The organism is Paraburkholderia terricola (assembly GCF_900142195.1).
In the GTDB taxonomy this organism is placed as follows: Bacteria; Pseudomonadota; Gammaproteobacteria; order Burkholderiales; family Burkholderiaceae; genus Paraburkholderia; species Paraburkholderia terricola.
Window position 1 is genome coordinate 182226 of the sequence record NZ_FRAB01000008.1, and the last position, 20238, is coordinate 202463.

Annotated in this window: 18 protein-coding genes; 6 read left to right on the top strand and 12 right to left on the bottom strand. The window is 65.8% G+C overall.

The window, feature by feature from the left end:
• The first annotated feature begins 35 nt into the window (after window positions 1-35).
• The gene (locus tag BUE39_RS09725) at window positions 36-704 is read left to right on the top strand and encodes a UdgX family uracil-DNA binding protein (protein WP_073428428.1); all 669 of its coding nucleotides are present in this window, start codon (window positions 36-38) and stop codon (window positions 702-704) included.
• A 45-nt stretch (window positions 705-749) separates the two neighbouring features.
• On the opposite strand, the gene BUE39_RS09730 is transcribed toward BUE39_RS09725, so the two are convergent.
• Together BUE39_RS09730 and BUE39_RS09735 are read right to left on the bottom strand one after the other, a co-directional pair.
• Complete coding sequence (locus tag BUE39_RS09730) at window positions 750-2438, bottom strand: ATP-dependent DNA ligase (protein WP_073428429.1); 1689 nt, start codon at window positions 2436-2438, stop codon at window positions 750-752.
• Entirely contained in the window at window positions 2435-3628 is a 1194-nt protein-coding gene (locus BUE39_RS09735; RefSeq protein WP_073428430.1) for a ligase-associated DNA damage response exonuclease, read from the bottom strand. Before BUE39_RS09735 ends, BUE39_RS09730 begins: the two co-directional genes overlap by 4 nt.
• A 188-nt stretch (window positions 3629-3816) precedes the next feature.
• On the opposite strand from BUE39_RS09735, the gene BUE39_RS09740 reads away from it, so the two are divergent.
• Both BUE39_RS09740 and BUE39_RS09745 read left to right on the top strand, forming a co-directional pair.
• A complete protein-coding gene (locus tag BUE39_RS09740) occupies window positions 3817-4719 on the top strand; it encodes a YihY/virulence factor BrkB family protein (RefSeq protein ID WP_073428431.1) in 903 nt (300 codons plus the stop codon).
• A 287-nt stretch (window positions 4720-5006) separates the two neighbouring features.
• The gene (locus BUE39_RS09745) at window positions 5007-7328 is read left to right on the top strand and encodes a hybrid sensor histidine kinase/response regulator (protein ID WP_227470543.1); all 2322 of its coding nucleotides are present in this window, start codon (window positions 5007-5009) and stop codon (window positions 7326-7328) included.
• Between the two features lie 54 nt (window positions 7329-7382).
• Here the strand turns inward: BUE39_RS09745 and BUE39_RS09750 are convergent, their stop codons facing one another.
• The 5 genes from BUE39_RS09750 to BUE39_RS09775 all read right to left on the bottom strand — a co-directional run bounded on the left by BUE39_RS09750 (window position 7383) and on the right by BUE39_RS09775 (window position 12423).
• Complete coding sequence (locus tag BUE39_RS09750; protein ID WP_073428433.1) at window positions 7383-8324, bottom strand: NADP-dependent oxidoreductase; 942 nt, start codon at window positions 8322-8324, stop codon at window positions 7383-7385.
• A gap of 189 nt (window positions 8325-8513) precedes the next feature.
• A complete protein-coding gene (gene tkt / locus BUE39_RS09755; protein WP_073428434.1) occupies window positions 8514-10598 on the bottom strand; it encodes a transketolase in 2085 nt (694 codons plus the stop codon).
• Window positions 10599-10945: 347 nt separating this feature from the next.
• Complete coding sequence (locus tag BUE39_RS09760; protein WP_073428435.1) at window positions 10946-11491, bottom strand: cupin; 546 nt, start codon at window positions 11489-11491, stop codon at window positions 10946-10948.
• A 435-nt stretch (window positions 11492-11926) separates the two neighbouring features.
• Window positions 11927-12097 carry a hypothetical protein gene (locus BUE39_RS35145; RefSeq protein ID WP_167363277.1) on the bottom strand — a complete coding sequence of 57 codons (171 nt, stop codon included), beginning with the start codon at window positions 12095-12097 and terminating at the stop codon, window positions 11927-11929.
• 53 nt (window positions 12098-12150) lie between these two features.
• The gene (locus tag BUE39_RS09775) at window positions 12151-12423 is read right to left on the bottom strand and encodes a hypothetical protein (protein WP_073428493.1); all 273 of its coding nucleotides are present in this window, start codon (window positions 12421-12423) and stop codon (window positions 12151-12153) included.
• Window positions 12424-12596: 173 nt separating this feature from the next.
• On the opposite strand from BUE39_RS09775, the gene BUE39_RS09780 reads away from it, so the two are divergent.
• Window positions 12597-12833, top strand: a complete 237-nt coding sequence (locus BUE39_RS09780; protein ID WP_073428438.1) for a hypothetical protein — start codon at window positions 12597-12599, stop codon at window positions 12831-12833.
• 55 nt (window positions 12834-12888) lie between these two features.
• Here the strand turns inward: BUE39_RS09780 and BUE39_RS09785 are convergent, their stop codons facing one another.
• A complete protein-coding gene (locus tag BUE39_RS09785) occupies window positions 12889-13134 on the bottom strand; it encodes a DUF6723 family protein (protein WP_073428439.1) in 246 nt (81 codons plus the stop codon).
• 317 nt (window positions 13135-13451) lie between these two features.
• Between BUE39_RS09785 and BUE39_RS09790 the strand changes: the two genes are divergently transcribed.
• On the top strand, window positions 13452-13718 hold the full coding sequence (locus BUE39_RS09790) for a hypothetical protein (protein WP_073428440.1): 267 nt from the start codon (window positions 13452-13454) through the stop codon (window positions 13716-13718).
• A 99-nt stretch (window positions 13719-13817) separates the two neighbouring features.
• Here BUE39_RS09790 and BUE39_RS09795 read toward each other — a convergent pair whose 3' ends face one another.
• From BUE39_RS09795 to BUE39_RS09810, 4 genes are all read right to left on the bottom strand, one after another.
• Window positions 13818-15113: a cytochrome c gene (locus BUE39_RS09795; protein WP_073428494.1), complete on the bottom strand. Its 1296-nt coding sequence runs from the start codon at window positions 15111-15113 to the stop codon at window positions 13818-13820.
• 2 nt (window positions 15114-15115) lie between these two features.
• Window positions 15116-16738: a GMC family oxidoreductase gene (locus tag BUE39_RS09800; RefSeq protein ID WP_073428441.1), complete on the bottom strand. Its 1623-nt coding sequence runs from the start codon at window positions 16736-16738 to the stop codon at window positions 15116-15118.
• Window positions 16739-16740: 2 nt separating this feature from the next.
• Window positions 16741-17190 (bottom strand): sugar dehydrogenase complex small subunit, encoded by a 450-nt coding sequence (locus tag BUE39_RS09805; protein ID WP_083082424.1) that lies wholly within the window; start codon window positions 17188-17190, stop codon window positions 16741-16743.
• Between the two features lie 234 nt (window positions 17191-17424).
• The gene (locus BUE39_RS09810) at window positions 17425-18543 is read right to left on the bottom strand and encodes a porin (RefSeq protein WP_073428495.1); all 1119 of its coding nucleotides are present in this window, start codon (window positions 18541-18543) and stop codon (window positions 17425-17427) included.
• Window positions 18544-19002: 459 nt separating this feature from the next.
• Here BUE39_RS09810 and BUE39_RS09815 point away from each other — a divergent pair, with 459 nt between their 5' ends.
• Entirely contained in the window at window positions 19003-20235 is a 1233-nt protein-coding gene (locus tag BUE39_RS09815) for an AAA family ATPase (protein ID WP_073428443.1), read from the top strand.
• The last annotated feature ends 3 nt before the right edge of the window (window positions 20236-20238 follow it).

Genomic DNA, 20238 nt, shown 5'->3' on the forward strand with positions numbered 1-20238 from the left:
CGCGCTGGCGTCTTTCGAACGCTTCGAAGCTCATCATGCCCACCTCGAAATCCGGACGATCGCGCTCCACCGCCGCGGGTGCCGATGCAGACGCCTCGGGCACAGCGGACGCCGCCGCGGACGTGCAACCGGATCAGCAACCCAGGTCGCTCGACGCGTGCCGTCGCTGCGCGCTATGGAAAAACGCGACGCAAGCCGTGCCCGGCGCGGGGCCGAAGCATGCGCCGATCATCCTCGTCGGCGAACAGCCCGGCGACAAGGAAGATCTGGCGGGCAAGCCGTTCGTCGGCCCGGCGGGCGCGCTGCTCGATCACGCGCTCGAGCAGGCCGGCGTCGCGCGGCATGACGTTTATGTGACCAACGCGGTCAAGCATTTCAAATGGACGCCGCGCGGCAAGCGGCGCATGCATAAGACGCCGGCCCAGCGCGAGATCGACGCCTGCGCTTACTGGCTCGAAAAGGAATTGCAGTCCACCGGCGCGCGCGTGATCGTGGCGCTGGGCGTCACCGCGTTGAAGGCCGTGCTGGAGGACAAGAACGTCCGCATGCAGGACGTGCTGGGCCGGCCGATCAAGCATGGCGAGTACAGCGTGGTGGCGACGTATCACCCTTCGTTTGCGTTGCGCGCGCCCGATCCGGAAACCCGCGAGCGTGCCTTCGCGGCGATTGTCGACGCGCTGCGGCAAGCGGGCAAGCTGGTGTGAACGTGGTACGAAAGCGATGCTTGCCGCTTGCTGCGCTTATTGCACTTATTGCGCGCGATCGTCGATGAAGCCCTTCAGCATCGCCAGCGTGTCGGCGTCGTCGATATGCTTGTCGGTGCGCCAGCGCAGCATGCGCGGAAAGCGCACCGCCACGCCCGACTTGTGACGCGGGCTCGCCTGAATCCCCTCGAAGCCGATTTCGAACACGAGCGTGGGCGTCACGCTGCGCACCGGGCCGAATTTCTCGACCGTGGTCTTGCGCACGATCGCATCCACCTGGCGCATTTCCTCGTCGGTGAGACCGGAATAGGCCTTCGCGAACGGCACGAGGGTACGCACGCCGTCCGCTTCATCCCACACCGCGAAGGTGAAGTCGGTATAGAGACTCGCGCGCCGGCCATGACCGCGCTGCGCGTAGACCAGCACCGCGTCCACCGCATACGGATCGATCTTCCATTTCCACCATGTGCCGGAGGCTTTCGTGCGGCCCACGCCGTACATCGAATCGCGCGCCTTGAGCATCAAGCCTTCGACGCCGCGCGTCCGGCTCTCTGCGCGCAGCGCGGCGAGCGTTTGCCAATCGGACGCGCGCACCAGCGGCGACACGCGCAACAGATCGCGCGCCAGGCTGCCGTCGACGGAAGCGGCCAGCGCATCGAGGCGCGCGCGCCGCTCGACGAGCGGCGTCATGCGCAGATCATCGCCCTGCGCTTCGAGCAGATCGTAGGCGAGCAAGGTGGTGGGCGAATCGGCCAACACTTTTTTCGTCAGCGTTTTACGCGCGATGCGCGGTTGCAGGCGCGCGAACGGCAACGGCGCCGTCGCGCCGGGCTCCCACGCGAGAATCTCGCCGTCGATCACGAAGCCGTCGGGCAACGCGTCGCCGAGCGCCGTGACCTCGGGAAAGCGCTCCGTGATCAGATCCTCGCCGCGCGACCACAACCACACGCGGCCCGCGCGTTTGACGAGTTGCGCGCGAATGCCGTCCCACTTCCATTCGATCAGCCATTGCATCGGCTCGCCGAGCGTCGCCGGGTCGGTCTGCAACGGATGCGCGAGAAAGAACGGATAAGGCAAGCCCGCATCGTCGTCATGCGCGGCATGATGCGCTTCTAGGCCTTGCCGCGCCTCTTCGCTGCCGCTCTCCGGAGCGATCAGGCGCAGATAACGCGCGGCGTCGGGTTTCTGCCGCGAGTCGGTCCAGCCCACCATGCGTTGCGCGATCCGTTTATGGTCGACGCCCGCCACTTCCGCGAGCGCGCGCACCACGAGTTGCCGCGCCACGCCGACCCGAAAGCCGCCGCCGATCAGCTTGGTCAGCAGAAACCGTCCGCCCCAATCGAGTTCGTCCCAGTAACCGAGCAAGCGCGTGCGCAATTCCTCCGGCGCGAGGCCGCGAAGCGTCAGCACGCGTTGCTCGATCCATTGCGTGAGGCCGAGTTCGGAACTGCGTTGCGCGGGCGGCAGGATATGGGCGATGGTTTCGGCGAGATCGCCCACCGCGTGATACGACTCCTCGAATAGCCACGGCGGCAAGCCGGCCCGCTCGCGGGCGATTTCGGTCAGCAGACGCGTGGGCACCGATTGACGCGGCTTGCCGCCGGCGAGAAAGTACGACGCCCATGCGGCGTCCTCCGGTTCGGCCGCCGAGAAATAGCTGTTGAGCGCTTCGAGTTTGTCGCGCGTCGAGGTGGTCGCGTCGAGCGCGGTATAGAGGGCGGCGAAGCGTTTCATGGGCCGCTCGTCGTGTTGTCGGCCGCGGGTCGGGCTTCGAGATCGGCCGCGTTCGGCGTGTCATCTCGTGTGGCTTGTGTGGCTTGCGTGGTTTGTGTGGCTTCCACCGGCGAGGCGCCGCTCGTCGCGGCCGTTTCGTCGCCGCCCGCGGCGTCGGCCTCCACCGTGTCGTCTCCGTATTGCGTGTCGAACGCGCCTGCTTCGAGACCCTGTTCGCGCAGCCAGCGCACCATCGGCTCGACCGAGCCATGCGTGACGATGACGCGCCCCGCGCCCGTCGCATGAATCGCGCTTTGCAGGCCGGGCCAATCGGCGTGATCCGACAGCACGAAGCCGCGATCGACGCCGCGCCGGCGCCGCGCGCCGCGCAAGCGCATCCAGCCCGACGCGAACGCGTCGCTATAGTCGCCGAAACGCCTGAGCCATGCGCTGCCTTGCGCGGACGGCGGCGCCACGATCAACGCCTGCCTGAAAGCGGCCTTGTCCCTCGCCGCTATTTCGCCGACGACGCGCACCGGCGGCAAGCGCACGCCCGCCTCGCGATACGCGCGATTGAGCGGCGCGATGGCGCCGTGACAGAAGATCGGTCCGATGGCGGCGTCGACGCTCGCCAGCACGCGCTGCGCCTTGCCGAACGAATAGCAGAACAGCACCGACGCGCGTCCTTGCGACGCGTTGTGACGCCACCATGAATCGATGCCGTCGAACACGGCTTGCGGCGCGTCCCAACGATAGATCGGCAAACCGAACGTCGACTCGGTGATGAACGTCTCGCAGCGCACCGGCTCGAACGCAGCGCAGGTCGGATCGGGGTCGAGCTTGTAGTCGCCCGATGCGACCCACACGCGGCCCTTGTGCTCGATCCTGAGTTGCGCCGAACCCAGCACATGTCCCGCCGGGTGAAGCGAGACGGTCGTGCCGTCGAAGTCGAGCCGCTCGCCATAGGCGAGCGTTTGCAGCGCGATGCCGGGCAAGCGCCACAGCAGCACGTTCGCGCCCGCTTGCGAGGCAAGGTAATGACGGTGCCCGAAGCGCGCGTGATCGGAATGGGCGTGCGTGATCACCGCCCGCTCGACCGGCCGCCAGGGATCGATATAAAAGTCGCCGCACGGGCAGTACAAACCTTCTGGCCGGGCGACCACGAGGTCGGGATCGTGCGGGTTTTCCGGCTTGTCAGACGCGTTGTTCAATGTATGGGATTCCGACAGACTCCAGGCAAGGTCGATGAAAGGCGCAGCAAATCGCATTCCCGCGACTGATGTCACGCGAGTCGAGTTCAGCCACGCGGGATGGCTGCGTTCTTGCTTACGGTACGACAACAAGCGCGCCCGCACCCGCTGCATGTCGGCGGGCTCCGCGACGCGCGTCGTGAGCGACCATGCGAACCATCATCGACGAACACGCGTTGTATGTGGCGAAACATCCCGGCACCTTCGTCCTGCAAACGCTGAAGGCATTTCGCGCGAATCAGGGCTTGCTGCTCGCCGGCGCGGTGGCGTATTACGCGCTGTTGTCGATCGTGCCGCTGATGATCCTGATCGTGATCGCGTTGTCGCGCGTGGTGCCGGAGCACACGTTGCTCACCGCGCTGGGTCATCTTTTGCAATGGCTGGTGCCGGGTCAATCGGGCGCGCTGGTGCGCGAACTCGCCCATTTCCTGGCGCACCGCGAGGTGGTCGGCTGGGTGTTGTTCCTGACGATGCTCTTCTTCAGCTCGCTCGCCTTTACGGTGCTGGAAAACGCGATGTCGCTGATTTTCGTGCATCGCGTGGTGATCCGCCGGCGGCACTTCCTGCTTTCCGCGCTGCTGCCCTATTGCTACATTCTCTTTCTCGGCGTGGGCTCGCTGATCGTCACGCTCGTGTCGAGCGGGCTCGACGTGATGGGGGCCGAAGCGGTCGATCTGTTCGGCACGCATGTTTCGTTGCAGGGATTCTCGCGCGTCGTCCTGTATCTGCTCGGCCTCGCCGGCGAGATTTTCGTGCTGACCTCGATCTACATGGTGATGCCGGTCGGGCGGCCCTCGCTCAAGCATGCGCTGCTCGGCGGGATCGTCGCGGCGCTCCTGTGGGAAATCACGCGGCATGTGCTGGTGTGGTACTTCGCGACGCTCTCGCAGGTGAGCGTGGTGTATGGGTCGCTGACGATGGCGATCGTCATCCTGTTCAGCCTCGAATGGCTGGCGACCTTGCTGCTGTTCGGCGCCCAGGTGATTTCGCAATACGAGCGCTTCGGGCTGGAACCGCCGGACGCGCCGCAGCCGCGCATCAAGACCGGTTGACTGGCGATCAGCGCGCCTCACCGCCGACGCGCCTCGCGGATCGGCAAGACTGCGGTAACATTCCGCGAATGCCGGGCCTCGCGTGGTCTCGCGCGGGTCTCCTACATTCACGTTTTATTCCGTGCACGTTCCAGGATCGAGCATGCTTTATTCCCTGCACGTCTCAGGACCCACCATGAGCATCGCCCAGTGCGGCGACATACCGGTTTCGGGCAGCAACGAGCGCGTCACGGTGCTTGAGCATGGCTTCGGCAGAACCATGCTGTCCGGGTAACGCGATGCACAGCATGGACCCGCCCTTGCCGTCCGCCGATGCGTTGTTCGAGCATGCCGCCTGCGGCCTGCTCGTCGCCGATCCCGACGGCCTCATCCTGCGCGTGAACGCCACGTTCTGCGACTGGCTGGGCTATGGCGCCGGGCAGCTCGCGGGAACCCGCCGCATCGGCGACCTGCTGAGCAGCGGCGGCAAGGTGCTCTACGAGACGCATTGGGCGCCGCTTCTGCGCACGCAGGGCTCGGTCGCCGAGATCAAGCTGAACATGATGCATCGCGACGGCCATACGGTGCCGATGCTGCTCAACGCGGTGCGCCGCCGTCATGGCGACGCGAGCTACCTCGAAGTCGCGGTGCTGGTCGTCGCGGATCGCCACAAGTACGAACAGGAATTGCTGCTGGCGCGCCGCAACGCGGAGGCGTCGGTGGCCGCGCATCAACTGGCGCGCAAGGAGTTGCAGGAAAGCCGCGACGTGCTGAGTCTCGCGATGCGCGGCGCGCGCATGGGCGCGTGGTCGCACGAGCCGAAGTCGGGCAAGTTCTGGTGGAGCCGCGAACTCGAAGCGCTCGCGGGATACGCCGAGGGGCGCTTCGCCAACATGCGCGGCGGCTTTTTCGAACTGATTCATCCGGGCGACCTCGCCGCGCTGAACGAGGCCGTCGACCGGGCGGTGGCAAGCGGCGACGATTACGTCGCGGAATTCCGCTTCCTGCATGCGAGCGGCGACTGGTGCTGGATGGAAGGCCGCGGCCGCGCCACTTACGACGAACGCGGCGAGCCGCTGACCATCTACGGCCTCGGCATCGACATTACCGAGCGCAAGGAAGCGCAGACCGTGCTGCTGCGCCAGGCGGCGATTTTCGAGCACCTGAGCGACGCGATCGTGATCACGGATCTGCGCGGCAACATCACCGATTTCAACGTGGGCGGCGAGCGCATGCTCGGCTATCGCATGGGCGAGATTCTCGGCAAGCCGGTCTCGATGTTCCACCCGCCGGAAGACGCGCTGCGCATTCGCCGCGAAGCGCTCGCCGCGCTCGCCGCCGAGGGCACGTGGCGCAGCGAACTGCCGTTCGTGCGGCGCGACGGCTCGCGCGGGGTCTGCGAAACCGTCGTCAAGCCGCTGGCGAACGCGCGTGGCGACGTTTACGGCGCGGTCAGCGTGAACCGCGACATTACCGAACGCAGACGCGCGGAGCAGCAACTCAAGCGGCTGAATCTCGAACTCTCGAAAGCCGATCGCCGCAAGGACGAATTTCTCGCCACGCTCGCGCACGAATTGCGCAATCCCCTCGCGCCGATGCGCAACGTGCTCGAAATCTTGCGCCTGAAGGAATTCGCCGATCCGCAACTGAACTGGTCGCGCGACGTGTTCGACCGGCAATTGCAGCACATGACGCATCTGGTGGACGATCTGCTGGAAGTCTCGCGCATCACGCAGGGCAAGCTCGAATTGCGCAAGCAGCGGCTCGAACTGGCGCGCTCGATGCAATCGGCAATGGAAGCGGCGCGGCCCACCGTGCAGGCCTCGTCGCATCATTTGAGCGTGACGTTGCCGCGCGAGCCGCTGTATCTCGACGCCGATCCCACGCGCCTGTCGCAGATGATTTTGAATCTGCTGAACAACGCGGCCAAATACACGCCGCCCGGCGGCAGCATCTCGCTCGCCGCCGAACGCGAGGGCGACCAGGCGGTGATCGTCGTACGCGATTCCGGCATCGGCATTCCGCCCGAGCATCTGGGCAGCGTGTTCGAAATGTTCTCGCAACTCGCGCCGGCGCTCGATCGCTCGCAAGGCGGCCTCGGCATCGGGCTTGCGCTGGTGCGCGGCCTCGCCGAACTGCACGGCGGCACGGTCGCGGCGTTCAGCAGCGGACCCGGCACCGGCAGCGAGTTCGTGATCCGCCTGCCGCTTTCGCACGCGCCGGCCGAGGCGAGCGACGGCGCGCCGCTCGAGACGGCGCCTCAGGCCGCGCTGCGCGTGGTGATCGTCGACGACAACGCGGACGCCGCCGACAGCCTCGCGATGGTGCTCGGACTGGAAGGCCACGAGGTTCGGACCGCCGGCGACGGCATGGCCGGCTTGGCCTTGATCCGCGAGTTCGGTCCGCAAGCGGTGATTCTGGATATCGGCTTGCCGCTGCTGAACGGTTACGAAGTGGCGCGGCGCATTCGCGACGAACACGAGGAAGCCGATATTCTGCTGATCGCGGTGACCGGGTGGGGCCAGCAGCAGGACAAGCAAACCGCGGTGGCGGCCGGCTTCGACCATCATTTCACCAAGCCGGTCGATCCGCGCGAGTTGCAACGGGTGATGACGCGGCAATCGGCTTGATCGGCTGCGGGCTTTCGGCGCATGCCTTACCGTCTCATCGCCTCACCGCCCCATTCAAGCGCCCGACACGTCGATGACGAGCTTGCCGCGCACGTGGCCCTTTTCGAGCCGCGCAAGCGCTTCGGCCGCCGCGTCGAACGGGAACGTGCCGGCCGTTTTCACCTGCACACGCCCCTTGTCGATCAACGCGCCGATTTCGGCGAGCTGTCTGCCGTTCGGCTGCGCGGTGTAGCGCTCGGCGCGCGCGCCGCGATCGGCGGCCTCGGTTTGCGAGGGTTCCGTGAGCGTCGAGATCAGCGCGCCGCCGTTCTTGAGCACCGTCCACGAGCGGCGCTGCGTCTCGCCGCCGATCAGATCGAACACCAGGTCGACGTCGCGCGCGGCGTCCTCGAAACGCTGCGCGCGATAGTCGATCACGTGATCCGCGCCGAGTGCGCGCACGAATTCGACGCCGTCGCCGGAAGCCGTGGCGAACACTTCCGCGCCCTTGACCTTGGCGAACTGCACGGCGAAGTGGCCGACGCCGCCCGAGCCCGCATGAATCAGCACGCGCTCGCCGGCTTCGAGACAGCCGTGATCGAACAGACCTTGCCACGCGGTGAGCGCGGCGAGCGGCACGGCGCCCGCGGTGACGAAATCGATCGTTGACGGACGGCGCGCGAGCGCGCCTCGATCCACCTTGACGAACTGCGCATACGCGCCCTGCCCTTGGCCGACGAAACCATAGACTTCGTCGCCCTCGCGCCAGTCCTTCACATTCGCGCCCGCGCGCGCGACCACGCCGGCGAAATCGCGGCCGAGCGTATAGGGCAGTTTGTCTTCGCGAATCGCCGGGTACTGGCCCTCGCGCGTCTTGATGTCGACCGGATTGACGCTGGCCGCGCGCACGCGCACCAGCACTTCATTCGCGCCCGGCTCGGGCACGTCGATCGCTTCGGCGATGAACACTTCGGGACCGCCGAAGCGGTGAATACGATAGGCACGCATCTGGCTCATGAGTGGCTCCTTGCAAGGCGGGTCGTCGCATGACGCGGTGGTGCGTGTGCGTGTGCGTGTGCGTGTGCGTGTCGCGGCGCTTGCGCGGCCCGTGGTTCATCTCACGGACCGCGCAAACCCCGTTCCTTGCAGCGGGCTTACGGTCTTGCGGTCTCGCGCGAGCGCACGCATCGCACCACGCTATCGCCCCTACTCCTGGCTGCGCTTCGACTGCACGCGCGCGATCTGCTGCTTCGCGGCCTCGTAGATGCGCTCCGGCGTGAAGCCGAATTTCTTCTTCAGATCGGCAAGCGGCGCGGAAGCGCCGAACGTATGCATCACCACCTGCGCGCCGAGCCGCCCGACGTAGCGGTCCCAGCCGAGCGTCGCGGCCTGCTCGACGGCCACGCGCGCGTCGAGGTCGGGCGGCAATACCGAGTCCTGATACGCCGCGTCCTGACGCTCGAAAATATCCCACGACGGCATCGACACCACGCGCGCCGCGATGCCTTCACTCCTGAGCTTCTCGTACACGTCGACGCATAGCGAAAGTTCGCTGCCCGTGGCCAGCAACACGACCTGCGGCTTCTCACCGCCGGGTGCATCGGCGAGTACGTACGCGCCCTTCTTGACCCCCTCGGCGGATGCATAGCGGCCGCGGTCGAGCGTCGGCAACGGCTGGCGCGACACGACGATGCATGACGGCCGCCGCGGATTCGACAGCGCCACGCGCCAGGCTTCGGCTACTTCGTTGGCGTCGCCGGGACGCAGCACGGTCAGCCCCGGCACGCCGCGCAGCGACGCGAGCTGCTCGATCGGCTGATGCGTCGGACCGTCCTCGCCGACGCCGATCGAATCGTGCGTGAACACGTAGATCGACGGCACTTCCATGATCGCCGAGAGGCGGATCGGCGGCTTCATGTAGTCGCTGAAAATCAGGAAGGTCGAACCGAACGGCCGCAGATTCGACAACGCGAGACCGTTCACCACCGCGCCCATCGCATGTTCGCGAATGCCGAAGTGCAGATTGCGCCCGCCATAGTTGTCATGCTCGAAACTGCCTGCGCCCTCGAACTTCAGATTGGTCTTGGTCGACGGCGCGAGGTCGGCCGCGCCGCCGATCATCCACGGCACGCGCGCGGCAATCGCGTTCAGTACCTTGCCCGACGATTCGCGCGACGCGACGCCCTTAGCGTCGGCGTCGAAGGTGGGAATGCCGCTGTCCCAGCCTTCGGGCAACTCGTGCGCCTGCATCTGCGCGAATTCGCGCGACAGCTCGGGATACTGTTTGCCATACGCGTCGTATCGCGCCTGCCATTGCTCGCGCGCCGCCTTGCCGCGCGCGCCGATGCCTTGCGCGAAACGTTCGTGCACGCCATCCGGCACGTAGAAGAATTTGTCCTCGGGCCAGCCGTAGAACTTCTTGGCGAGCGCCACTTCGTCCACGCCGAGCGCCTCGCCGTGCGCGGCCGCGGTGTCCTGCTTGTTGGGCGCGCCCCAGCCGATGATGCTGTTGACCACGATCAGCGTCGGCCTGTCCGTGACGCTTTTCGCCTCCACCAGCGCGGCTTCGAACGCGGCGGCGTCGTTCGCGTCGTTCACATGCAGCGTGTGCCACTGGTAGCCGCGAAACCGGCTCTCCACGTCGTCGCTGTAGGCGAGATCGGTGTGGCCTTCGATGGTCACGCGATTGCTGTCGTAGATCCAGATCAGGTTCGACAGCTTCAGATGACCGGCCAGCGACGCGGCTTCGTGCGAGATGCCTTCCATCATGTCGCCGTCGCCGCACAGTGCATAGACGCGGTAATCGAACAGCGGCGCATCGGGCTTGTTGAAACGGTTCTCGTACCAGCGCCCCGCCATCGCCATGCCGACGCTGTTGCCGAGCCCCTGGCCGAGCGGTCCCGTCGTGGTTTCGACGCCGGTGGTCATCCGGTATTCGGGGTGGCCGGGCGTCCTGCTGTCGATCTGGCGAAAGCGCTCGATGTCGTCGAGCGAGACGGCGGGCGAGCCGGTCGGCTTGCCGTGCTCGTCCACGGCCTTGACGTTGGCCAGATGCAGCAGCGAATACAGCAGCATCGACGCATGCCCCACCGACAGCACGAAGCGGTCGCGGTTCGGCCACAGCGGCTCGTCCGGGTCATAACGCAAATGGTGCTGCCACAGATGATAGGCAACCGGGGCGAGCGCCATCGGCGTGCCGGGGTGGCCGGAATTGGCCTTTTGCACGGCGTCCATCGATAGCGTTCGGATCGTGTTGATGCACAACTGATCGAGGGCGGGATCGTTTTGCATGAGGACACTCCTTGTTCGGCGATTGAGAACCTGGCCGGCATGCGCGGCGTCGGTGCGTTCGGCGCGGCGTGTTCGTGGAAGCACGCGCGAGGCGCCGCGGCCGGCTTACGGGTGTGATGCGCGGTGTAGATGCGGGTGTGATGCGCCGATACGCCGAAATGCGCAGCGTGCGTGACATGCGGCACCGCGTTCGTTCGATGATCGGCGCCGGGTCTTTCAGACGGCTCGCGGCCTGGGGCGGTCGCTGCGATCCGCGTTCGGCATTGTCTCGGCCTGCGCGATGTCCCGCGCCTTCACTTCTCCCTTCACCTGTCCTTCACTTACGCGCCAGGCGATTTCCGCCCGCATCAAGCCGCGTGCAGCCAGTGTTCGAGCAGCGGGCCATGCTTGCCGTCGACCGGGTCCATCGCGGGGAACGGCAAGGCGTCCATGACCGCCTGTTCGTCGGGTGTGAGCGCTTCGCGGCGAATGTCCCACTGCTGGCCGCGCGGATAGCCGCCCACCACCTTGAACTGGCGCTCGAACGATTGCATGCAATGGCCGGTGCCGGCGGGCAGCAACAGCGCGTCGCCCGCGGCGATCGTCACCAGCCTGCCGCCTGGTCCGCCCACGATGACTTCCGCCGAGCCGTCGGCGACGCCGAGCACCTCGTGCGCCGTCGCGTGGAAATGGTGGTAGTCAAAAATGCGGTCGCGCCATTGCGGCGGCCATTCGTTGCGCTCGAAGAGGATCTCGAAGGCCGCGGCGAGATCGCCGGTGTGCGGCGACAGCGCGTGGCGATAAATCACGACCGGCAGCTTGCGGTTGTTCGGCACCCAGTCGTGCGGTTCCAGCATGAAGGCTTCGTACTCGGTTTTGACCGCGTCGAAGCCGTGCTTCGAATCGTTGAACATGGTTAGCTCCTGTGCGTGCTGATGCGGTGGCGCGCTGGCTCTCGGGGGTCGGCTGGGAGTCCGGGTCGAGTTCGGTCTACGCGTCGAGTTCGGCTACGCGCGATGGCGCTTGCGCGCCGCGCGCTTCCGCGGATCGCAAGCTTACGGACCTCGTGGCGCATTGCGCCATGAGCTTCCGCGCGTTGCGACTTGCGGCCGTGCGTCCTCGTGCGCTTGCGCGATTCGCATCACGCGGTGTGCGAGCGCGCAACCGTTGCCGCGCCGCATAAAGCAGGCCTGACCGCGCGCGAACGCGCGACGCGCGAACACCTGCGAGTTCACGCGCCGCTGGACTGCACGATTGCATTGCCGCGCCAGTGAAATTTGCAAACCGATTTGCAAACCGGGCTGCAAACCGGTCACATCAACCGGCGCGGTCCGCGCGTCACTGCGCCCTCAGCCGCCGCCGATGCCTTGCAGCACTTTCCCCGTGCCGCCGCATACGGTGCATTGCTCCCCTTCCACCTTGCCGGTGCCGTGACAGGCGCGGCAGATGTCCTCGCCCACGCCGGGCGCGTCAGGCGGTGCTTCGTCGCCGGGATTGAGCGGCTCGTTGTCCTGTTGCATCAGTTTCTCCATGTGGTGTTTGCCTGCATGCGACGGCGCGCCGCGCCGGCGTGTCAGCTCTTGCGGTGCGACGCGTGTCCGCCGCCGCCCGGCGGTTCCGCATGCTCGCCGGTGCCAAGCGGCACCTCCGCGGTTTGCTTCGGACGCTCGCTCGAACGCCGCGGATTGGTCTGCTTCGCCACGTCCGTTTGCTCGACCGGCTCGATGCCTAGCGGACTCGGCTCGACGTACTGCGTGCCGCTCGGCTTCGCGCGCGGCTTCGCATCGGATGCCGCGCCGGGTGCATTGCGGCTCTGGCCGGATTTGCTGTCGTGCGTATCGTGCATATCGTGCGTATCGCGCATCTCGCCCTCCTCGAATCGGCTCCATTGGCAGTGCAGCAACATCCGGTCCCTCTCCGCGATGCGTGCCGTGCAGCGTTAACGCGGCGACCTGGCACGGCCGTTGCGGCATAAAACGAGGGAGGTCCGTAGTCGTTTTTTGTAAAAAGGAGATCCTCATGAGCATCATGACGATTCGCGTGTCCGATAACGAGGTGCAAGTCGAACGAACGGTGTACACGTTCACGCAGAAGAGCGACGCCGACGCGTTCCAGCGCTGCCTCGCCGATACTTCGATCGACAACTGCTATAAGAGCCATCCGCCTGTGTCGGTGCGGCCCACGCCGCCGGGCGAGCGTCCTGACGATCCCGGCCGCGACAGCACCATCTCGCCGTCGCTCGGCGGGATGCCTTGAATGCCGGTTTGAACGGCGGCCAGCGGGGCCGCGCTTCGACGCGGCGCGCAACGTATCACTTCTCAGGAGCCGCGCGATCCGCGGCCACGATCTCGCGACCGTAGTCGATCGCGGCGCGGCGCGCCTCGTCGGCGGTCGCATACGGGCCGATCTCCGGCGCGCCGTCGAACGGAAACAGCACCTTCCGGTCCGCTTTCCTGACGACCTTTAGTCCGCCCACGTAGCGGCCGTCGCCGGTTCCGTGATAGCTCGCGTAGATCTCGAAATCGTCGTCGGCAACGTCGGCCTTATGTCGCGCCATGTGTGATTTCCCTTATCCCTGCACCTTCGGCGCGTCACGTTATCGTGGGCGGCGCGGTTCGTGCGAACGGTTCGGACGAATAGGCGAGCCGCACCGCGTATGGGGTTTCCAGCAACACGTGTTCCACGCGATGCGAGCCGATGCCTTAGCGAGCCGATGCCTTATCTAGCGTGGCGATCGCGCTATAGCCGCTATGGCACGAGGGTTGCGAGACAGAGTGCGGACATCGAATCCGCCTGGCTCGTGTTGCCGGTTCGAGTCCGGTCCCCGGCACCGGACGTCAACGCGAGCCCGACCGCACGTCACGGAGGTAGACCATGAAGTTGCCCAGCACGCGCTCGATGCGGAGGCTGCGATTGCATGTACCGACGCCGCCGGAAATCGATCCCGAAACGCCGCCGCCGCCGAACATCGATCCCGATCCGCCGCCCACGCCCGAGGATGATCCCTCGCACGATCCGCCCGAAGGCGATCCACCCGTCAAGCCGCCGCCCATGCGCGCGAGCCCGGCCGGAGCCGGCCGATTGCGGCGCGCTCGCAACTTGCGAAGCCGCACTTCATGCGGGCTCGCCGATCGGCAATAGAAAAGGCGCGCCGGATCGAACCGGCGCGCCTTTCAAATGCCGCACACATCGTGAATCGATATCGACCGATTCACGCTCGCTTCAACTTCAACTTCAATCTCAACGCAGCTTCGCGACGTCCTTCTCGCTCACTCGCGTCGTCGACGGATTACCGAACTGCGTCGTCACGTAGTTGGTGAGCGCGGCGATCTGCGCATCGTTCAACTGCGTCGCGAAGGCCGGCATGCCGACATCGCTGTCCGCGGTCTTGCGCTGCACGCCGTGCAAAATCACCTGCACGAGATTGACCGGGTTGGATGCGCCCACCGTCGAGTTATGCAATAGCGGCGGATAGTAGCCGTCCGGTGTGCCCTTGCCGTGCGCCTGGTGGCAGGTCGCGCAATTGCCGAGGTACAGGCGCGCCGGGTCGAGCGTACCGTCGCTCGACGCGACACCGCGCAAACGCGCGACGTCCGTCGACGGTTTGCCCCACGCGCTGCGCGAGCGCGTGCCGCCGTCGCTCACCGCCGGCACCGTGCGCACGTAGGTTGCGATCGCGTCGATGTCGGCGCCGGTCATCTTCGAGAAGCTGTGCTCCACAGCTTCGCCCATCGGCCCGGCGGCCTGCGCGAGACCCGGCACGCTGCCGGTTTGCAGATACTGCACGAGCTGCGCATGAGTCCACGCGCCGATGCCGCTGTCAGCCGAGGAAGTGATGTTGTAGCCGTCCCATCCCGCCAGCACCGAACCGCCGAGGAAGCCGCCGCCGGTCTCGTCGAGCGCCTTCTCCTGCATGCCGAAGCCGCGCGGCGTGTGACAGGTGCTGCAATGCGCGAGACCTTGCACGAGATACGCGCCGCGATTCCATTCGGCGCTCCGGTTCGGCCTGGCTTCGTAGGGGCCGCTCTTCAGGAACAGCCAGTTCCATACCGTCAGCGGCCAGCGCATGTTGAGCGGCCACGGAATGTCGCTCGCGCGCGTGGCCGCGTTCACCGGCGCGACGCCGTAGCGGAAGTACGCGTAGAGCGCCTTCACGTCGTCGTCGCTGACCTTTGCGTAGGACACGTAGGGCATGGCCGGATACAGATTGTGGCCGTCCTTCGAGACGCCACGGCGCAGCGCGCGGTCGAAATCAGCGAGCGTCCATGTGCCGATGCCCGTTTGCGGATCGGGCGTGATGTTGCTCGAATAGACCGTGCCGAGCATCGGCACCTTGAGCGGCAGGCCGCCGGCGAACGGCTTGCCCTTCGCCGTGCTGTGGCAGGCCATGCAATCGCCGGCCGTCGCGAGGTACTCGCCGCGCTTGATCAGCGCCGTGTCGTTGCTGTTTACCGCGTTGGCCGACGTATCGGCATGCGCGAATGCGGGCAGAGCCAGAGCGCCGGCCAGCAGCCAGAAAAAGGTTTTTTTCAGCACGTTCAAACTTCCTTCTTCAACTGGTCGGCCATGCGAAGCGCCAGGGCGGCAATGGTCAGCGTCACGTTGACGGTGCCCACCGTCGGCATCGTCGCGCTGCTGGAGATGAACAGGTTCGGGTGGTCGAAGGTGCGGCAATGCTTGTCGACCACCGAATCGCGCGGATCACTGCCCATGATCGTCGCGCCCGTGATGTGGTTGTTCGGCGCGAAATCGTCCTGGTACTCGATGTCCGTGCCGCCCAGCACCTTCGCCGCGTTGGCGTAGACCTCCTTCGTATGCGCCGCGCCGCGCTTCACGTAATCGTCGATGCGATAGGTGATCTCCGGGCGCGGGATGCCGATCGCATCCGTCTCGGTCCTGCTCGGCACGATGCGGTTTTCCGGCGCGGGCAGGATTTCGTGGAAGCAGTCGAATTCGACGAAACGCGCCGAGCGGTCGCGAATCCGGGCGTCGAGTTCGGCCGGCTTGATCAGCTTGCCTTGCTTGAAAATGTTGCGCGTTTCCTGATCGACGCGCGACAGGTTCGACAGGTGGATTTTCTTGGCGGCTTCGGTGGCGCGAAACGCGCCGTCGCGAAAGCCGATCAGTGAGGTCATTTCCTGCGGGCCGCGGCCCGGCCACAGCTTTTCGTCCGCGTAGAACGTGACGCCGGTGCCGGGGTGGTCCATCAGATTACGGCCCACCATGTCGGAACTGTTGCCCACGCCGTTCGGAAAATCGTGGCTGGTGGACATCAGCATGATCTTCGGCGTCTCGATGCCGTTCGCGGCGAGCACGAAATACTTGCCCTCCACGCGATGCTCGTTGCCTTGCGGGTCCTTGTACAACGCCGCGGCGATGCGCTTGTCCGCGCCGACTTCGAGCTTGTACACCACCGCGTTGTCGATCAGCCTCGCGCCGGCCTGCTCGGCCTTTTCCACATGCACGATGCCGTTGTACATCGCGCCGATCGGGCAGATCGGCATGCAGTTGTTGTTGCCGCAGCAGGTCGGGCGGCCGTCGTACGGACGGCTGTTGCGCGCGACCGGCTCGGTCACGACGTGATACCGCGAGTCGAATGCGTTGAGCTTGCTCTTGATGGTCTGCTCGTTGTACGAGAGCGGCAGCGGCGCCATCGGATACGGCTGGCTGCGCGGCGAGCCGAGTTCCTCGTCTGTCGGGCCCCATACGCCGAGTTCCTCTTCGGCGCGCTGGTAGTACGGCTCCAGTTCCTCGTATTGCATCGGCCAGTCGCGGCCCACGCCGTACACGGTCTTCATCCTGAAGTCGTTCGGCATGAAGCGCCATGCGGACGCGGCCCAGTGCCACGTCGTGCCGCCCACCGCGCGAATGTACTGCGAGTTGAATTTGTGCTCGCCCTTGAGGATCAGGTAGTCGTTGGGCGGACCGTACTCGGGATGCGGCGCCCATTGGCTCGACGGATACGGCGCCATGAAATCCATCTTGTCGGTCTGATTGCGAAAGCGCTCGACGATTTCCCAGCGCGGCATGCGCGGCCCGGCTTCGAGCAGGATCACGGACTTGCCCGCGAGCGCCATTTGATGCGCGACGATCGCGCCCGCCACGCCGGAGCCCACGACGACGACATCGGCCTGGCTGGTTTGTTGTGCTTTATCGGCCATGCTCAAGCTTGCCTTTCGATCGGTTTAGCCGCCCAGAAACCGGGCTTGTTGGGGCAGTAGGAACGGATGATCAGCGTGTCGGAGACCACCTCGAACATCAGCGCCTGCTCGTAGGTGATCACGACGTTGTCGACCGTGCCGAGATACCACGCTTCCATGATCTTCAGCGCGAGCGCTTGCTGGGCCGCGTCGGCGGAGTTCGAGGCCAGCGCGCCCGCCAGCTTCGGCAATTGCCGCGCGAGATCCGGCGTGGACTTTTGCAACGCGGCGAGAAGGCGCGTGCCGACCTCGCGATCGAGACCGGACTTCGCGCTCAGCGCTTGCGACAGGGTCATGAAGGCGTCGAGGGGGGCGGCGGACGAATCGTCGGCGAGCGCCTTGAGTGTGAGGGAGCCGGTGAGGCCCGCCGCCGTGATGGCCAGCGCGCCCTGGAGCCAGCGACGGCGCGTCATCGCCGACGGCTCACCGCGCGCGGCGTCGGCCCCGAGGGAAGCGTCCGGGTGGGACGCTCCGTGAGAGTCGTGTGGAGTCAATTGTTGGTTATCCCTTGTGAGGCGTTTTTGTGAGGCGTTTTCAATGTGTTTTTCGAAGCGTGTTTTTCAATGCGTTTTTTCAATGCTGATAGCGGGCAATGCGGTGTTGCCCGGCTTACCGCGGAGGTCGCGGCTGACGCCGCGAGAAGCGCTTCAGAACTGATGCAGCATCCCGACATACGCGCCGGTTTGCGATTCGCCAACGAGCGGGCTGGTATTGTTCGCCGCGTCGCGCGGCGACGCCTCGAGCGAAAAATTCGCGTTGCCGCTGTTGCGCACATAGCCCACCGTGCCGTACAGGAAGGTGCGCTTCGACAGGTTGTAGGTGGTGCCGAGCACGTACATCATCGCGTGGCCGGAGGGGTCGTGCGCGGCATCGCCGCCGCCGTCGCCGACCTTCACGTAGTAGCCGCCCGCCGTCACCGCCCAGCGCGGCTGGACGTTGTAGGTCGCGCCGAGCCAGTAGTGATCGGCGCTGTCGGCCACGCCCGCCGGCGAGTCGGGCGCCGAGTAATGCGTATAGGCGCCCTGAATCTTCACCGCGTCGACATGCACGTTCGCGCCCACGAAATATTCGCGCGAGCTCTGAAAGATGTTGCTGAAGCGGCCATTGCTGTCGCGCAGTTCGTCGTAGATGCCGCGCACGTCGAAGAGCGGCGAGTGATACGTCAGCATGATGCCGTCCGAGCGGCCGAACTCGCCGCTGGCGCCGCTGTTGAACGCGCCCGGCTGATTGCCGAACGCGTATTGCGCCTGCACGTCGAAGCCCCGGAACACCGGGCTGTGATACTCGACGTTATTGCTGGTTTGCTGCCAGTTGCGCCCGCGCACGAGCGAGGCCGATGAAAACGCCTGCTGCACGAACGGGTCGAATTCCCATACGCCGTCGCTGTCGATGAAGAGGTTGCGCCCGGCCTGCAACGTGCCCCACTGCTTGCTGCTCAGGCCCGCGAAGGCGCGCCGCGACCATAGCCGCCCGCCGCTGGTGGTGCCGTTCATGACCTGCAAGCCCGTTTCCAGATTGAAGATCGCGTTCAATCCGCCGCCGAGATCTTCCGTGCCTTTGAGACCCAGCATACTGGTGCCCCAATCGCCGCCTTCCGCGCTCCATCGGCTCGCACTGCCGCCCGAACCATTATTGATGTGATTCAGATATTCGACGCCGCCGTCGAGACGGCCATATAAGCTCACGCTCGTTTGACCGTGAGCGAGCGATGCGGCCAGCGGACTCGCCAACGCGACGGCAGTGATTAATTTCGTTGGTAGTCTCATCATCCTGAGTGAGTTTTCTGTCGCAATGTAGGGGCGATGCGGGCGGCGGCGTGAATAAAAACTACTCGACGCGCCATGCTGCGATTTCAATGCTGCGAGGGCTGCAGAACATCTGCCGGATTGGCGTTTCGGCGCTTCGCGCGGGCGGTTCAACGGCATGCGCATTGACTTGCCGCGCACACCGGACGAAGCCGGTTCCACGCGTGATTCGCACCGGCTCGCGATGACGATGTTGTAAAACTACACAGTTGGTCGCGGAACTATAGGTGATACACGCCGGACGGACTAGCCCTTTTACGCAATAAACTTTTGCGGACGGCGTACTCGACTTTCACGGCGGCAATGAAATTGGCGCCGCGACCTCGATGCGAAACGAAAGCTGCGCCGGCTAAGATAGCCGCTCATTCGGCCCGAGCCGAATCCGGATTCTCCATTGCTTATCAAACCTTTAACTTCGCCATGAACGCGCCCGAACTGACCGAAGACGAAAACCTTGGCCTTTATCAACGCGCGACCGAAAACGGCCCGGAATGGTGGCGCGTGAGCGTGGCCGACCGGCCGGAAAACTATCGGCTGGAGCATGGCGTGGGCGACGGTCACGGCGCCGGAGCGGTCGACATGGATCTGGTGGTCGACGCCGAAAACCTGCGCGCGAAGCTGAAGAAGTGGCGCCGCGAAGGCTTCGCGATCGACACCGCCGACGCCGCGAGCGAAGACAGCGCGGCGGAACGGGCCGCCTTCATGCCGGCCTTGCGGCGCGCGGCGGCGCTGGCCCTGGCGGAGAAACGTCGCGAGACGCAAGGCACGGACAGCACGCGCGACACCGTGCGTATCGGCCATATCGACGTGCCGTGCGGCATCGCCAACCCGCTCGTGCCGCGCCTCAATCCGGCCTATCTGTTCTCCGAGCGCTTTAACGACATCGTCGAGGACATCGTCGAAAACCGGCGCGTGATGCTGATCGGTCACACGGGCGCCGGCAAGACCAGCCTGATCGAACAGGTCGCGGCGCGCTCGCGTCACGGCGTGTTGCGCTCGAACATGAACGGACAGACCACGGTCGGCGATTTCGTCGGCTTCTGGACGGTCAAGGGCGGCGAGACGCTGTGGGTCGACGGCGTGCTGCCCACGGCGATGCGCGAAGGGCTGTGGCTGATCGTCGACGAAATCGATTTTGCCGAACCGTCGATTCTCGCCGCGCTCACCGCCGTGCTCGAACCGCACGGCCGGCTCGTGCTGAAGGAGAAAGGCAACGAGATCGTCGCGCCGCATCCGGCGTTTCGTCTCTTTGCCACCGCGAACGCGGTGGGCGCGATGAGCCAGTTCCGTCATCTGTATCAAGGCGCGAATCTGATGAACGAGGCGTTTCTCGATCGCTGGCGCGTGTACCAGCTCGACTATCTGACGCCCGCCGAGGAAGCCGACGTGCTGATGCGCACGCTCGCCCCGCACATGACCCGCCCGCTCGCCACCACCCTCGCCGCGATTGCCGCCGACTGCCGCGCGGCATTTGCCCGCGAGGATCTGTCGAGCGCGTTCTCCACGCGCCGCCTGCTCGACTGGGCCGAACTGATGCTGCGCACCGGCGACCCAGAGCGCGCGGCCGGCCCGGCGATCTACGCGAAGATCAGCCCCGAGGACGCCGCGTTGATTCGCGGCATCGTCCGTCATCACATCGCGCCGGCCGCGTGACGG

What these genes read in the sequence shown, in the direction of transcription:
- BUE39_RS09800 (WP_073428441.1), bottom strand. Translation starts at nt 16,738, where the DNA reads ATGGCCGATAAAGCACAACAAACCAGCCAGGCCGATGTCGTCGTCGTG.
- BUE39_RS09750 (WP_073428433.1), bottom strand. Translation starts at nt 8,324, where the DNA reads ATGAGCCAGATGCGTGCCTATCGTATTCACCGCTTCGGCGGTCCCGAA.
- BUE39_RS09785 (WP_073428439.1), bottom strand. Translation starts at nt 13,134, where the DNA reads ATGGCGCGACATAAGGCCGACGTTGCCGACGACGATTTCGAGATCTAC.
- BUE39_RS09745 (WP_227470543.1), top strand. Translation starts at nt 5,007, where the DNA reads ATGGACCCGCCCTTGCCGTCCGCCGATGCGTTGTTCGAGCATGCCGCC.
- BUE39_RS35145 (WP_167363277.1), bottom strand. Translation starts at nt 12,097, where the DNA reads ATGCAACAGGACAACGAGCCGCTCAATCCCGGCGACGAAGCACCGCCT.
- BUE39_RS09725 (WP_073428428.1), top strand. Translation starts at nt 36, where the DNA reads ATGCCCACCTCGAAATCCGGACGATCGCGCTCCACCGCCGCGGGTGCC.
- BUE39_RS09760 (WP_073428435.1), bottom strand. Translation starts at nt 11,491, where the DNA reads ATGTTCAACGATTCGAAGCACGGCTTCGACGCGGTCAAAACCGAGTAC.
- BUE39_RS09790 (WP_073428440.1), top strand. Translation starts at nt 13,452, where the DNA reads ATGAAGTTGCCCAGCACGCGCTCGATGCGGAGGCTGCGATTGCATGTA.
- BUE39_RS09805 (WP_083082424.1), bottom strand. Translation starts at nt 17,190, where the DNA reads ATGACGCGCCGTCGCTGGCTCCAGGGCGCGCTGGCCATCACGGCGGCG.
- BUE39_RS09775 (WP_073428493.1), bottom strand. Translation starts at nt 12,423, where the DNA reads ATGCACGATACGCACGACAGCAAATCCGGCCAGAGCCGCAATGCACCC.
- BUE39_RS09815 (WP_073428443.1), top strand. Translation starts at nt 19,003, where the DNA reads ATGAACGCGCCCGAACTGACCGAAGACGAAAACCTTGGCCTTTATCAA.
- tkt (WP_073428434.1), bottom strand. Translation starts at nt 10,598, where the DNA reads ATGCAAAACGATCCCGCCCTCGATCAGTTGTGCATCAACACGATCCGA.
- BUE39_RS09730 (WP_073428429.1), bottom strand. Translation starts at nt 2,438, where the DNA reads ATGAAACGCTTCGCCGCCCTCTATACCGCGCTCGACGCGACCACCTCG.
- BUE39_RS09740 (WP_073428431.1), top strand. Translation starts at nt 3,817, where the DNA reads ATGCGAACCATCATCGACGAACACGCGTTGTATGTGGCGAAACATCCC.
- BUE39_RS09780 (WP_073428438.1), top strand. Translation starts at nt 12,597, where the DNA reads ATGAGCATCATGACGATTCGCGTGTCCGATAACGAGGTGCAAGTCGAA.
- BUE39_RS09810 (WP_073428495.1), bottom strand. Translation starts at nt 18,543, where the DNA reads ATGAGACTACCAACGAAATTAATCACTGCCGTCGCGTTGGCGAGTCCG.